The following is a 14392-nucleotide window of genomic DNA, read 5'->3' on the forward strand; positions in this document are numbered from 1 at the left end:
AGCACGTTATGAGCCAGGTCGGCTCTCACCCCACCACCACGACATCCACGGGAGGAAACCTCGGTGTCTCCCGGATACGTGAGGTACGCCCCGGTCGCAGGGCCGTCGCGGTGGCTGCTGATCGCCGGGCGACGGTTCGTCGCCGCCGTCGAGAGCTCTGTCGCCGACTCGATCGTCGACACGGTGTGGTGGCTGGCCGACTCCGAGCTGGCGACCATCGAGTCGGTCGTCGGCGCGTTTCCGCTGGTGGGCCAGGATGCGGTGCGCTCGTTCGCTGTCGCCGAGCTGAGTGAGCCGAACGCCGCAGGCGAGGTGCTGGTGACGGCCGTCGTGCGCGGGACGGCCGCCATCGACGTCTTCTCCGTCGGCGGATCCCGGCGGTTCTCCGCCGCCGGGGTGCAGCCGTGGGTGCTCGCCGAGTTCCGTTCGGTGACCGGGCTGGTGATCGGCGGGGACGACCTGCCGACGGGTCCCGTCGCCCGGCTGAGCGTCGGGTCGCTTCCGGTCGGGCTCGGCGTCGTGGACGGCGAGCTGCTGACCTGGACGCTGTCGCCGATCGAGCGCGTCGAGCGAACGGCGCCGGGGAGATACGTGGGCGGAGCAGGCGACGCCGGCAGCGCCACTGCCAGCACGCCCAGCGCCGACGCCGACGACGACGCCCTCTTCGACGAGACCATCATCCGGGCCAGGCGCGGCGCCAGCATCTTCGCGCGCGAGGCCGAGCCGGAGCCCGCCCCCGCGGCCTCTGTCCCCGCCGGGCACGAACTGCCGGGTGCCGTGGACATCGAGCCGCCCTCCGACACGCCCGGACCGTTCGCGACGCCCATCACCGGCGATGCCGACGCGCAGACCCAGCCCGTCATCCTCCCTCCCGCACCGGCGCAATACGCGATCCGTCTCGCATCCGGTGAGGTGTTCGACCTCGATCTGCCCGTCCTGATCGGCAGGCGGCCGTCCGCTCCACGCATCGAGCAGGGGGCTCCTCCCCGCCTGGTCGCTGTCGCGTCGCCGGAGCACGAGGTGTCGTCGACCCACGTCAGGATCGAGCAGGAGGGGGACGCCGTGGTCGTCACCGACCTGCGTTCCACCAACGGCACCATCGTCACCGCAGCTGCGGGAACGGAGTCCCGGCTGCGGCCTGGACAGTCCGTCGTCGTGCTCGCGGGGGCCACCGTGGAGATCGGCGACGGTAATATCATCGAGATCACTGCCGTGGGCCAGCGCGCCGACGGCGACGCATCGGCCGAACCGACCAGAAGAGGACGCGAGTGACCCAGATCGGTCGCAGCAACAGACGCCACACCGTGGTCGTCCCCGGCGATTCCGACGCGCGGATCAGCCTTGCCTGGGCGGCGCTGAGCGACAAAGGCTACCGGCGCTCCGTCAACGAGGACAGCCTGCTCGCCCGCTCGCCGATCTTCTCCGTCGCCGACGGAATGGGCGGCCACACCGCGGGGGACTTCGCCAGCACCGCCGTTGTCACCCGGCTGGCCGAGCAGGTCTCCGTCGACTTCGTCGGCCAGGATGCGCTGACCAGCGCGCTCCGCTCCGCCGTCGACGACATGGGCCGCGGCGTCGGCCACACCGACCTCGGCACCGGGACGACCGTGACCGGCATCGCCCTCACGCTGGTCGACGGCTCGCCGTATTGGCTGGTCTTCAACATCGGCGACTCCCGCGTGTACAGCTATCACGACGGCACGCTCGAACAGGTCACCGTCGACCACTCGATCGTGCAGGAACTGCTCGACTCCGGCGCGATCACCCCGGCAGAGGCCGAGGTGCACCCGCACAGCAACGTGATCACCAGGGCCGTCGGCTTCAACGAAGACCCCGTTCCCGACTTCTTCTTCATCCCGATCGTCGCCGGTTCCCGGCTGCTGGTCTGCTCCGACGGGCTCACCAAGGAACTCACCGAGCACGGCATCCGGTATTTCCTCGGTGAGGGCGCCTCCCCGCTTGACGCGGCGCAGCAGCTGATGGATGCGGCACTCGGCAACGGCGGACGGGACAACGTCACCGTCGTGGTCGTCGACGTGCTCGCCACCCCGGAGAGCGGACCGCACGGCGACGGCGTGCCCCGGCGGGCCGCGCGCCGCCACTGACCGGCTCGCCGCATCCGGATGCTGGCCCCCGAGTTGGGGGTAGGTATCCTGTCCCCAGTCCGGGACCTGGCCCGATCCGCCCAGCAGGCCCTGCCTACAATTGGGGGACCGTTTTGTGCTTCAACCGACCCGGGAGGCGATATGGCCCGGCGATTGCCGTCACAGCCGCCTAATCTTCCCGGGTTCTCGTACGTTCGTGTGCTCGGCTCCGGCGGCTTCGCCGACGTGTTCCTGTACGAGCAGAACATGCCGCGCCGCCAGGTGGCGGTGAAGGTCATGCTCGCCGAAGTGGTCACCAGCCAGGTCAAGCAGATGTTCCAGGCGGAGGCCAATCTGATGGCCCAGCTGAGCACGCACCCGTCGATCCTCACCGTCTACCAGGCGGGCGTCTCCGCCGACGGCCGCCCGTACCTCGTGATGGAGCTGTGCTCGTCGGCGATCGGCCAGCGTTACCGGATGGACCCCCTCCCCGTCGCCGAGGCGCTGAGCATCGGCGTGCGGATCGCCAGCGCGGTCGAGACGGCGCACAGGGCCGGCGTGCTGCACCGGGACATCAAGCCGTCGAACATCCTGACCACCGCATACGGGCATCCGGTGCTGAGCGACTTCGGGATCGCCGCCACCCTGGGGGAAGCCGAGGTGACGGAGGCGATCGGGCTGTCCATCCCGTGGTCGGCGCCCGAGGTGCTGCTCGACGAGACCAGCGGCACGATCGCGAGCGAGATCTGGGCGCTCGGCGCGACCATATACTCGCTGCTCGCCGGCCGTTCGCCGTTCGAGGTGATCGGCAAGGAGAACACCTCCTCCGAGCTCATCTCGCGCATCACCAAGGGACGCCCGCAGCCGATCGGCCGCGTCGACGTTCCTCCGCGGCTGGAGCAGGTGCTGCAGAAGGCGATGTCGAAGAAGCCGTCGGCCAGGCAGCGCAGCGTGATCGAGTTCATCCGGGAGCTGCAGGCGGTGGAGACCGAGCTCGGCCTGCCGCAGACGCCGATCGAGGTCGCGATGGACGACTGGGCGCTGGCCACGGCGGAGGACCCGGAGGACAGGACCCGCGTGAAGGGCCTGGTCTCCGTCGACCCGTCCGCCGCGCGCAGACGGCGCAGGAACGCGTCGGCGGCGACCGTCATGCGCGCCCCGACGCGGACCGTGGTGCGCGAGAGCGCAGGAAGCATGCCGAGCAGCACGGCGCCTCCGCCCGCCCGGTGGTCGCGCGCACTGGTGCTCTCGCTGGTCGCCTGCGCGATCCTGGTGGTCGCGCTGGCCGTGACGGCGACGTTCGTGCTGGTGAAGGTGTCGTCGAGCGGGGAGATCCCGACGGTGCGCGACCTCTCCGGCCGGGTGTCGTCCGGGACCATCGTGTTCAGCTGGACCGACCCCGGCCTGCAGCCGGACGACACCTATCAGGTGGCGGTCGGGGACGAGCCGCCGAGCAGCCAGCACGCCACCGAGTTCCGGGTGGATGCGAAACCCGGCGAGACCGTGTGCGTCACCGTCACCGTCAACAGGGACGGCAAGACCGGCGCCCCCAGCGGCCAGAAGTGCGTTCAGAGAGCCGACAGCCCGTGATCGGTGCCTGGATCGCGGCGCACAAGTCGCTCGTGGCGACCGTGACGAGCAGCACGGCTGTCGTCGCGCTCGTGACGACGCTCGCCGTCGTCTCCGGCGGATACAGCGCCCAGCACTTGCAGCTCGGCGACGCGGCCGTCTGGGTGGCGAGCGGAGCGAAGAAGTCGCTCGGCAGGGCCAACACCGAGATCGACAAGCTGAACTCCGTGGTCACCGGCACGGGGGAGGCCATCGACGTCGTCCAGGACGGCTCGAACGTGCTGCTGCTCGACAAAGAGACGAACACCCTCGCCGTCGTCGACCCTGCCACCAGCGAGGCGGGCAAGTCCGTCGCGCTTCCCCCGCGCTCGCCGCGGGTCGACATCTCCGGCGACCACGTCTCGCTGCTCTCGCAGGCGACGGGGCAGCTCTGGCTGACGACGGTGCCGCAGCTCGATCAGTTCAACGCGGGCTCCGGCTCGACCATCGACCTCGGCGGACGGACCATCGCGGCGATGGATCCCGCCGGCGCGCTGTTCGCCTACCTGCCGGACACGAAGACGGTCACCAGGATCGACGTGACGGGCTCCGAGCCGACGACCACCTCGCAGAAGGTGCCGACGACGGGCGACGGAGCCGCGGCGGCGCTCACCATCGTCGGTGGCAAGTGGGCGCTCTTCGATCCGGATGCGCGTGCCGTCTACCTGGCGGGGAGGACCGTCGACCTCTCCGGCTTCCTCCGCACCGGCGACGACGCCGTCGTTCAGCAGCCGTCCGCCTCCGGGGACGCGGTGTGGATCGCGACCAACTCCGGACTCATCGAGGTGCCGCTCGACGGCACGAAGCCGTCCCGCGCGTTCGCGGACGCGTCCGGCGCGCCGGCGGCTCCCATCACCGTCGGCGACTGCACGTACGCCGCGTGGGCCGGAGGAGCCGCGTGGTCGACGTGCGACGCATCCGGTGCAGGAAAGGCCTCGACGCTCAGCGAGGTTCCCGGCGGAGCGGCGCTCGCCTTCCGCGCCAACACGGGCAGGGTCGTGCTGAACGACGCCAAGTCCGGCGTCTCCTGGGCCGTGCAGAGCGGCAACACGCGCATCGACAACTGGGACGAGCTCGTCGCCAAGAAGAACACCAAGGAACTCGTCGACCAGTCCAGGCAGGACACGACACCGCAGTACGAGAAGCAGCAGCAGCCTCCGGTCGCGGTCGACGACCAGTTCGGCGCGCGGCCGGGACGCGTGACACCGCTGCCGGTGCTGCTCAACGACTACGACCCGAACGGCGACGTGCTCACGATCGACTCGTTCACGGGCATCCCGGTCGAGCAGGGCACCCTCGAGCTGACCAACAGCAACCAGCAGCTGCAGATCACCCTGCCGGACACGGCGAGCGGCACGATCGCGTTCGACTACACCATCTCGGACGGCAGGGGAGGTACGGCGTCCGCCCACGTGGTGGTGAGCGTGCGCCTGCCCACCGAGAACTCCCCGCCGGTCTGCGCCAGGGCGGCGAAGGCCGTCGTACAGGCGGGAGGCCGGGTCACCAGCTCGGTGCTCAGCGAGTGCTACGACCCGGATGGCGACTCCTTCTTCCTCGCCGGGGCGAGCGTTCCCGGCCCGGACACCGTGACATTCACGCCGCAGGGTCAGGTCGCGTTCTCCGACCACGGCCAGGGCGGCGACCTCAAAGATGTGAGCCTGGTGGTGTCCGACGCCCTCGCCCAGGGGACGGGGACGCTCGCCGTCACCGTGCGCGCGCCCGGCCAGGTGCCGATCATCGCCGACCCGTTCGCCGTCCTCGCCTATCAGGGCCAGGAGGTGACGGTGCAGCCGCTCGCGCACGTGCGCGGCGGGAACGGCACCGTGCGGCTGAGCAACGTCCCGAGCAAGGCCGACGCGACGATCACGCCCGACTACCAGGGCGGCACGTTCCGCTTCGACTCCGACCAGGTCGGGACGCACAACATCGAGTACACGGTCTCCGACGGCGTCGTCACCTCCACCGGCACCGTCCGGATCGACGTGAAGGCCCCGCCCGGCGCCAAGACGGCGCCCATCGCGGTGCCGCACACCGCGTTCATCCGGGAGCAGACCACCCAGGACGTGGATGTGCTCTCCACCGACATCGACCCGTCCGGCGGCGTGCTGCTGGTCACCGGGGTCACCGCGCCGCCGCCGACCAGCGGCGTCCGCGTCGAGATCCTCGGCCAGCGCACGCTGCGCGTGACGCTCAACCGTCCGCTCGCCGGCCCGATGGACTTCCACTACCAGCTGAGCAACGGCCTCGCCGACGCGGTCGGCACGGTGACGGTCGTGCAGCTGCCGCCGTTGACCGTGCACCAGCCGCCGATCGCGGCGCCGGACTCCGTCTCGGTGCGCGTGGACGACGTGGTCGACATCCCGGTGCTCACCAACGACATCCAGCCGGACGGCGACAAGCTCACCCTCGACCCGACGCTGGCGACGCCGCTGCCGTCCGGCGCCGGCCTGCTCTTCGCGAGCGGCAGCCAGCTGCGCTACCTCGCGCCGTCGAAGCCGGGCAACTTCACGGCGGCGTACAAGGTGTTCGGCGAGGACGGCCAGTGGGCGACCGCCGAGGTCAACATCGCCGTCCGCGAACGCGACGAGGCCACGAACAACCCGCCCGTGCCGAAGACGGTGACGGCGCGCGTGCTCGCCGGCGACACGGTCCGCATCACGGTGCCGCTGTCCGGCATCGACCCCGACGGCGACTCCGTGCAGTTCATCGGGCAGGAGACGAACCCGCAGAAGGGCGCCGTGATCGCCTCCGGCGCGGACTGGATGGACTTCCAGGCCGGAGACTACGCGGCAGGCACCGACACGTTCAGCTACGCGGTGGTGGATGCGCTCGGCGCGCGGGCCACGGGGACGGTCAGGGTCGGCATCGCCCCGCGCGTCGACGGAGCGCGGAACCCCGTCGCGGTCGAGGACGACGTGACGACCCGGCCGGGCAAGACCCTGAACATCCAAGTGCTCGCCAATGACAGCGACCCGGACGGGAGCCCGTTGACGGTCACCAAGGTGTCGTCGCTCGATGGCAAGGCGAAGGCGAAGATCACCGACGACATCGTGGTCGTCACCGCGCCGAAGGCCGAAGGGACGTACGGCTTCCTCTACACGATCCAGAACCAGCGCGGCGGCACGAGCGAGAACTTCGTGCGCGTGACGGTCAGCGCGAACGCCCCTCCCGCGCGTCCGGTGGTCTCCGACACGTCGCTCGGCCTGTCGGACATCCTGGGCAAGGACAGGGTCAACGTCAACGTGCTGGCCAACGTGTTCTTCGCGGACGGGCCGGTCTCCTCGCTCAAGCTGCAACTGGTGCCCGGCTACGGCACCAGCGCCCAGGTGACGGCCAACAAGCGGATCAGGATCACGATCGGCGCCAAGAGCCAGATCATCCCGTTCAAGGTCACCAACCCGGACGACGAGTCGATCTCGGGCTACGGGTTCGTGCACATCCCCGGATACAACGACGCCCTTCCGCAGGTGAAGCGCGGCGCCCCCGACCTCACCGTGGTCAGCGAGAAGACGCTGACGATCCACCTCAACGACTACATCGTGGCCGTCGGCGGACGCAAAGTGCGGCTGACGGACGCGGCGACCGTGCGGGCGACGCACGCGAACGGCGACGACCTCGTCGTCAACAACGACACCCTGCAGTACACGAGCACGTCGCGCTACTTCGGGCCGGCATCCATCTCGTTCCAGGTGACGGACGGCACGTCCGCCGGCGACCCGAACGGCAACGTCGCCACCATCGTGCTGCCGATCCAGGTCACGGCGCGGCAGAACCAGCCCCCGGTGTTCACCGGGGCGCTGATCGACTTCGAGCCCGGGCAGACGAAGACGGTCGACCTCACGAAGCTCACCAGCTACCCGTATGCGAAAGACCAGAACGAGCTGGCCTTCAGCATCCAGGACCCGAAACCCGACGGCGTCTCCGTCTCGCTCGACGGGCGCAAGCTCACGATCGCGGTCGCCGCCGGCACCGCGAAGGGCGCGCATCCCTCGATCGCGATCGGGGTGCGGGATGCGGTCAACGCCGGGCAGCCAGGGCGCATCGACCTCAACGTGGTGCCGTCCACCAGGCCGCTGGCGAGTCCGCAGTCCGACACCGTGATCGCGCCCCGCGGCCAGACGACGAGCGTGGATGTGCTCGCCAACGACAAGGCGACCAACCCGTTCCCCGACAAGCCGCTCAGGGTCGTCGGCGTGCGCGGGCTGGGCAGCAGCGACCTGCCGAGCGGGGTCACCATCACGCCGAGCGCGGACAACTCGACTCTGAGCATCCAGGTGTCTGCGACGGCGGCGCCCGCCGACGCGACCGTGCAGTACGAGGTGGCGGATGCGACGGGCGACCCCGACAGGTACACCTGGGGAACGGTCACCGTGTCCGTGCAGGACAAGCCGGCCCCCGTCTCGAACGTGCAGATCACGGCGTTCGCCGACCGGTCGCTGACGGTGTCGTGGATCCCCGGCGCGTTCAACAACTCGCCGATCACCGGGTTCGAGGTGACCGTCGCGAACGCGGCGACGGGCCAGGTCTTCTCGACCACGCCGTGCGCGACGACCAGCTGCGCCGTCCAGACGCCGGGCAACGGCCCCGACAACGCCGTCACCATCGCCGTGCGGGCGAAGAACGCGCTCGGGCTGTCCGACCCGACCGCATACACAGAGCCGGTCTGGTCGGACGTGATCCCCGGAGCCCCGTCCGGGCTGTCGTCGCAGCCGCTCGACCACGGACTGCGGATCAGCTGGACCAAGCCGGCCGACGTGCCGGGCGCCAGCCCGATCAGCTCGTACGTGGTCACCCTCGGCGGACAGACCGCCTCGCTCGCCGTGCAGCGCGGCGACGCGGTCGGCACCCAGTACTCGCTCAACCTCGCGGACGGCAGCATCGCGAACGGCGCAGCCATCGGATACGCGGTGTCGTCCCGCAACGACTTCTACGCCGGGCGCACAAGCTGGAACCAGAGCCAGAGCAGCGGCGTGCCCGCCGGCGCTCCGCTCGTCACCGGCCCGGCGCCGACGGCGACGCCGAGCATGACGGACGGGTCGACGGCCACGCTGAGCTGGCCGACGGTGTTCAGCGACAACGGCAAAGCGATCACCCGCTACTACGCCGGTGTCTTCCAGGGCTCGGCGATGCCGAACTGCACGGTCACGGGTGTCGAGTCCGGCAACCCCGTGCTGCAGGTGGACCCCACCTCGTCGTCGTTCGTCTCGACGGCGGGCACGAGCACCACGTTCCGGGGGCTGCAGCCGAACACGAGCTACAACTTCGTGGTCTACGCGTACAACGGACAGGGATGCACGCGCAGCGCCTTCGCGACGGCCACCCCGCGGCAGGCACCGGGGGCTCCGACCGCCGTGAGCGTGTCCGGGCCGGCGTCCAGCTTCCCGGACCGCTACGACTTCCGGCTCGACGGCGTGACGTACCGCGCCGGCAGTGGGGCCAACCCGGTCGTCTCCTACCGGCTGACCGGCGCGGGCGTCAACGAGTCCGGCACGATTACGGGCACCTCGGGGCTGCTGTCTGGCGCGGGTGGCAACCATTACGGCATACCGCTCACCCTCACGATCACTCAGATCTGCGAGGGCTACCCCGACAACTCCCGACTGTGCAGCGATCCGGGCAGCCAGCTCAGCGTGCCGCTCGGGGTGGCCGTCGCCACCGACCTCGGCGGGATCCGGTTCACCACCACGCCGGTCCCGGACACCGACCCCGTGACGTACACCTACGCGTACACCTGGACGTCGTGGCCGACCGGCTCCTACGACTCGGTGACGTACAGCTGCGACGGCGGCGTCACCCAGACGCCGATGCCCGCCGTCGGTCAGACCGCATCCTGTGCCCCGGTGGACCCGAGCTTCCCGCTGGTCGTCTCCGTGACCGTCGGCGGCAGCACGTACACCCAGAGCTACGCGAGTTCTGCCGTGCCGCAAGGGTAGGAACGGCCATACTGAATGACAATGCCCGCAATGCAGACGAACCCCCACGGCACCGGCCGCGGCACCACCCAGAAGACGCTGAGAGGCCACGCATGACAATGACCCCCGAGCAGGCGACGTGGTTCTCCGGCGTCTTCGAGCGGCTGGTGTCGAACATCGACAGGGTGCTGCTCGGCAAGGCGCACATCATCCGGCTGTCCCTCACGGCGCTGTTCAGCGAAGGGCACCTGCTGCTGGAGGACTTCCCCGGCACGGGCAAGACGTCGCTGGCGCGCGCCATCGCGCAGAGCGTCCGCGGCACGAGCAACCGGGTGCAGTTCACCCCCGACCTGCTGCCGGGCGACATCACCGGCGTCAACATCTTCGACCAGCGCACCGGCGCGTTCGAGTTCCACCGCGGCCCGGTGTTCGCGAACATCGTGCTCGCCGACGAGATCAACAGGGCGAGTCCCAAGACCCAGTCGGCGTTGCTCGAAGTGATGGAGGAGGAGCAGGTCACGGTCGACGGCGTCCGCCACCAGGTCGGCGCCCCGTTCATGGTCATCGCCACGCAGAACCCGATCGAGCAGGCGGGCACGTACCGGCTTCCGGAGGCGCAGCTCGACCGGTTCCTGATGAAGGCGTCGATCGGCTACCCGGACCACGAGGCGACCCTGCGCATCCTGGAGGGGTCGGAGCACCGGGCGCACGAGATCGTCGTGCCGGAGGTCATCTCGGCGGCCACGGTGGTGGAGATGGCGGGCATGGCGCGCACGGTGCACGTCGACGCCACGATCAACGACTACGTCTCCCGGCTGGTGGATGCGACGCGCACGGCCGACGAGATCCGTCTCGGCGTCAGCGTGCGCGGCGCCCTCGCGCTCGTGCGCGCGTCCAAGACGCTCGCTGCGTCGGCCGGCCGGTACTACGTGACGCCCGACGACGTGAAGGCGCTGGCGGAGCCGGTGCTCGCCCACCGCCTCGTGCTCGACCCCGAGGCCGAGTTCGAGGGTGTGACAGCGTCGAGCGTCGTCGCCCAGATCCTGATCGAGACGCCGCCGCCCGGGGATCGGGTCGCCGTGTGAGCACCACCGTCAGTCGCACCCAGGCGGAGCTCACCAACGCCAGGGCGAGGATCGTCGGCACCAGGGACGGATTCCTGGCCGACGTGATCGTGCTGGTCGTGCGGTCGACCTCTGCCGCCTGGCGGGCGGTCTCCGGGGTGGCGCGCAGGATCGGCTCGGTGGTCACGCCGCTCGGCTGGGCTCTCGCCGTCGTCGCGATCCTCGGGCTGACGTCCGGCTACGTCTACGGCTGGCTGGAGGCGGTGGTGGTCGGCTGGTCGGCCGTCGCCCTGCTGGTGGTGGCCTCCGGCTACCTGGCGGGGCGAAACGCGTACCGGGTGCAGCTGGCCCTGCCGTCGAACCGCGTCGTGGTGGGGGAGAAGGCGCCCGGCGAGGTGATCGTGCGGAACCCCGTGCGCCGCAGGCTCCCCGGTGTGCGGGTCGAGGTGCCGGTCGGGCACGGCCTCGCCGAGTTCGCCGCTCCGTCGCTGGCCGGAGGCGAGGAGCACTCCGACGTCTTCCTGGTGCCGACCACGCGCAGAGGCATCGTGCCGATCGGCCCCGTGCGCACGGTGCGCGCCGACCCGGTGGGCGTCGTGCGGCGCGAGATGGTGTGGGCGGAGTCGCTCGACCTGTTCGTGCATCCGCGGACCATCGCCATCCCGAGCATGAGCACAGGGTTCGTGCGCGACCTGGAAGGCGCCCCGACGCGCGACCTGACCGCGAGCGACATCGCGTTCCACGCGCTGCGCGAGTACGTTCCGGGCGACGAGCGCAGGAACATCCACTGGAAGTCGACGGCGAAGACCGGCAGCTACATGGTGCGGCAGTTCGAGGAGACCAGGCGCAGCCACCTGCTGGTCGCCCTCAGCCTGTCGAGCTCCGACTACGGCAACGACGAGGAGTTCGAGCTGGCGGTGAGCGCCGCCGGTTCGCTCGGCGTGCGCGCCATGCTCGACTCGCGCACCGTATCCGTGGTCGCGAGCGCACGCACGCCGGACTTCGCGAAGAAGATCGTGCACACCGTCCGGCGCCTCAGCGTCGTGAACAGGGGCAGGCTGCTCGACGACCTCGCCAGTGTCGAGCTGGCGCCGACGGCACTCCGGCTGCCGGAGCTCGCGCAGATCGCGGCGGAGGAATCGACGGGCATCTCCGTCGCGTTCCTCGTCTGCGGCTCGACCGTGACCGCTACGCAGCTGCGCGCCTCCGCATCGCACTTCCCGCTCGGCGTCGACGTGGTCGCCGTGGTCTGCGACGAGGGCGCGGTGCCCGCCCTGCGCAGGGTGTCCGACCTCAGCGTGCTCACCATCGGCTACCTGGAAGACCTGCAGAAGAGCCTGGCGAAACGGCTGGCGACCTGATGGCAGCGCAGCAGAAGACGAAGCGCACGACCGTCTCCGCCGTGGATGCGCGGAAGCGGCTGGCGGGCGCCGCCGTCGACACCACGTTCGCGATCGTCGCCACCGGGCTGGCCGCCGCGGCCTTCTGGCCGGTGTACCAGTCGTCCGCCTTCGCCGTGATGCTCGGCGTGACCCTCTTGGTCGGGGCCGCCATCGCCGTGCTCGGCGCGGTGTTCCGCTGGCCGAGCATCGTCGTCGCTCCGCTCGTCGTACTGGTGTACCTCGGCCTCGGCACCCAGCTGGCGGTGCCGGGGGAGACGACGGCGCGCGGCCTGCTGCCCACCGCGCAGGGCTTCGGCGACCTGGTGCGCGCCACCTGGCTCAGCTGGAAGCAGCTCGTCACGATCTCGCTGCCGGTCGGCTCGTACCAGGCGCTGCTCGTCCCCGCGTTCATCCTGACCCTCGTCGCCGTCGTGGCGACGGTATCGACAGCGCTGCGCTCCAGACGAGGAGAGCTGGCCGCCATCCCGCCCATCCTCCTGATGCTCGCAGGCATCCTGCTCGGCTCCGGCACCTCCGCCGTCCCGCTCTGGCTGGCGCTGACCCTGTTCGCGGTGCTGCTCGGCTGGATGATCCGGTTCCGGCTGCGCAGACGGGCGGCGTCCGTGCGCAGCCTCACCGAGCAGAGCGGCGTCATCGTCGAGTCGGCCCGCGACAGGAGGAGGACCGTCGGCCGCACCCTCGTCGGCGCGGCCGTCATCGTGGCCATCGCCTGCGTCGCCGGCACCGCCGCCGCCGTGCTCGCCCCGCCGGACCGCGAGCGCCAGGTGGTGCGCACCGCCGTCGAGCAGCCGTTCGACCCCCGCTCGTACCCGACGCCGCTGAGCGGCTTCCGCTCCTACCTCGAACCGGCCAAGGCCGACCAGCCGATGCTCACCGTCGACGGGCTCCCGTCCGACCGCCGGCTGCGCATCGCGACGCTCGACACCTACGACGGAGTGACGTACTCGGTCGGCACCGACGCGGTGACCAGCGCATCCGGATCGTTCACCCGCGTGCCGTACCGGATGGACCAGAACGGCGTCACCGGAACGCGCGACACCATCGCGGTGACCGTGCGCGACTACCGCGGCCCCTGGGTTCCCGGCAGCGGCCAGCTGCAGCAGATCACCTTCCACGGCTCGAACGCGCCGACGCTCTCCGGCGCGTTCTTCTATAACGACGTCACCGGCACCGGCGCCGTCACCCGCAGCCTCGCATCCGGCGACAGCTACACGATGGATGCGGTGGTCAAGCCCGAGGTCACCGCCGCCGGCCTCACGAAGGCGGAGCCGGGCAGCGCCGTGGTCCCGAAACCGGCGATCATCCCGGACGAGCTGTCGCAGACGCTGCAGAAGTACACCGCCGGGGTGACCGGCGCCGGCGCGAAGCTCGCAGCCGCGCTCGATGGGCTCGCGGCCGACGGGTACATCAGCCACGGCATCGGACCGGACGAGCCGCCGAGCAGGTCGGGGCACGGAGCAGACCGCATCACGGAGCTGCTGACCGACATCCCGATGCTGGGCGACCAGGAGCAGTACGCCGTGACCGCTGCCCTGATGGCGAGGCAGCTGGGCTTCCCGGCCCGCGTCGTCGTCGGATTCGTCGCTCCGAAGGACCAGGCGAGCTCGGCGAGCGTCACCCTCACCGGCTCGGACATCTCGGCGTGGATCGAAGTGCAGACGGCGGACGGCTGGGTCACGGTCGACCCGACCCCGCCGCTGCGGCCCGTTCCGCCGAAGCAGCCGGACCAGCCGACGCAGATCACGCGCCCGCAGACCAACGTGCAGCCTCCCGTCGACGACACACCCGCGCAGCGCGACGACCCGCCGCAGGCGCAGGTCGACAAGAGCAACACCCCGCAGCCCAACCCGCTCCTGGATGCGATCCTCACGGTGCTCACCATCCTCGGCTGGGTGGTGCTCGGCCTGGCGATCCTCTCCGCGCCGTTCCTCGCCGTCCTCGCCGCGAAGTGGCGGCGCAGGGCGCTGCGCAGGCGGGCGCCGACCTCGGTGGAGCGCATCGCGGGAGGGTGGCGCGAATTCGCGGACACCGCGGTCGACCACGGCTACGACCCGCCGCCCGCTGCGACCAGGAAGGAGTTCGCCGGCACCATCGGCGGCTCCCGGGCGAGCGCCCTGGCGGCGGTCGCCGACCGGGCGGTGTTCAGCCCGATCGCCCCCACCGAGGAGGAGGCGGACACGGTCTGGAAGGCCGTCGACGAACTGCGCGGCCAGCTCGGCAAGCGCGACACACGGTGGAAGCGCCTGCTGGCGGCGGTTTCGCTCCGCTCGCTCGGCTACCGTGGGTGGAAGGGCAACGGAAGGAAAGGCAGACGATGAACT

The 14392-nt window shown here is 70.7% G+C and carries 7 protein-coding genes; all 7 read left to right on the forward strand.

The genetic code is table 11. The features are described 5' to 3' along the window. Positions 1-63: 63 nt before the first annotated feature. The 7 genes from HF024_RS06715 (at position 64) to HF024_RS06745 (ending at position 14389) form a co-directional block, all read left to right on the forward strand. A complete protein-coding gene (locus HF024_RS06715) occupies positions 64-1272 on the forward strand; it encodes an FHA domain-containing protein (RefSeq protein ID WP_168689056.1) in 1209 nt (402 codons plus the stop codon). Then, positions 1269-2105, forward strand: a complete 837-nt coding sequence (locus tag HF024_RS06720) for a protein phosphatase 2C domain-containing protein (protein WP_085369362.1) — start codon at positions 1269-1271, stop codon at positions 2103-2105. Before HF024_RS06715 ends, HF024_RS06720 begins: the two co-directional genes overlap by 4 nt. A 198-nt stretch (positions 2106-2303) precedes the next feature. Next, on the forward strand, positions 2304-3674 hold the full coding sequence (locus tag HF024_RS06725) for a serine/threonine-protein kinase (RefSeq protein WP_247597338.1): 1371 nt from the start codon (positions 2304-2306) through the stop codon (positions 3672-3674). Beyond that, positions 3671-9625: an Ig-like domain-containing protein gene (locus tag HF024_RS06730; protein ID WP_168689058.1), complete on the forward strand. Its 5955-nt coding sequence runs from the start codon at positions 3671-3673 to the stop codon at positions 9623-9625. Before HF024_RS06725 ends, HF024_RS06730 begins: the two co-directional genes overlap by 4 nt. Positions 9626-9717: 92 nt before the next feature. Further along, positions 9718-10689, forward strand: coding sequence for a MoxR family ATPase (locus HF024_RS06735; protein ID WP_085369359.1), 972 nt, complete (start codon positions 9718-9720; stop codon positions 10687-10689). Further along, complete coding sequence (locus tag HF024_RS06740) at positions 10686-12029, forward strand: DUF58 domain-containing protein (RefSeq protein ID WP_168689059.1); 1344 nt, start codon at positions 10686-10688, stop codon at positions 12027-12029. The genes HF024_RS06735 and HF024_RS06740 overlap by 4 nt, the downstream gene beginning before the upstream one ends. Beyond that, positions 12029-14389: a transglutaminase domain-containing protein gene (locus HF024_RS06745; RefSeq protein WP_168689060.1), complete on the forward strand. Its 2361-nt coding sequence runs from the start codon at positions 12029-12031 to the stop codon at positions 14387-14389. The genes HF024_RS06740 and HF024_RS06745 overlap by 1 nt, the downstream gene beginning before the upstream one ends. Positions 14390-14392 lie beyond the last annotated feature (3 nt).

This window comes from Leifsonia sp. PS1209 (assembly GCF_012317045.1).
Classification (GTDB): Bacteria; Actinomycetota; Actinomycetes; order Actinomycetales; family Microbacteriaceae; genus Leifsonia.

Coding starts and splice junctions, on each gene's coding strand:
- HF024_RS06745 (WP_168689060.1), top strand. CDS start 12,029: ATGGCAGCGCAGCAGAAGACGAAGCGCACGACCGTCTCCGCCGTGGAT.
- HF024_RS06735 (WP_085369359.1), top strand. CDS start 9,718: ATGACAATGACCCCCGAGCAGGCGACGTGGTTCTCCGGCGTCTTCGAG.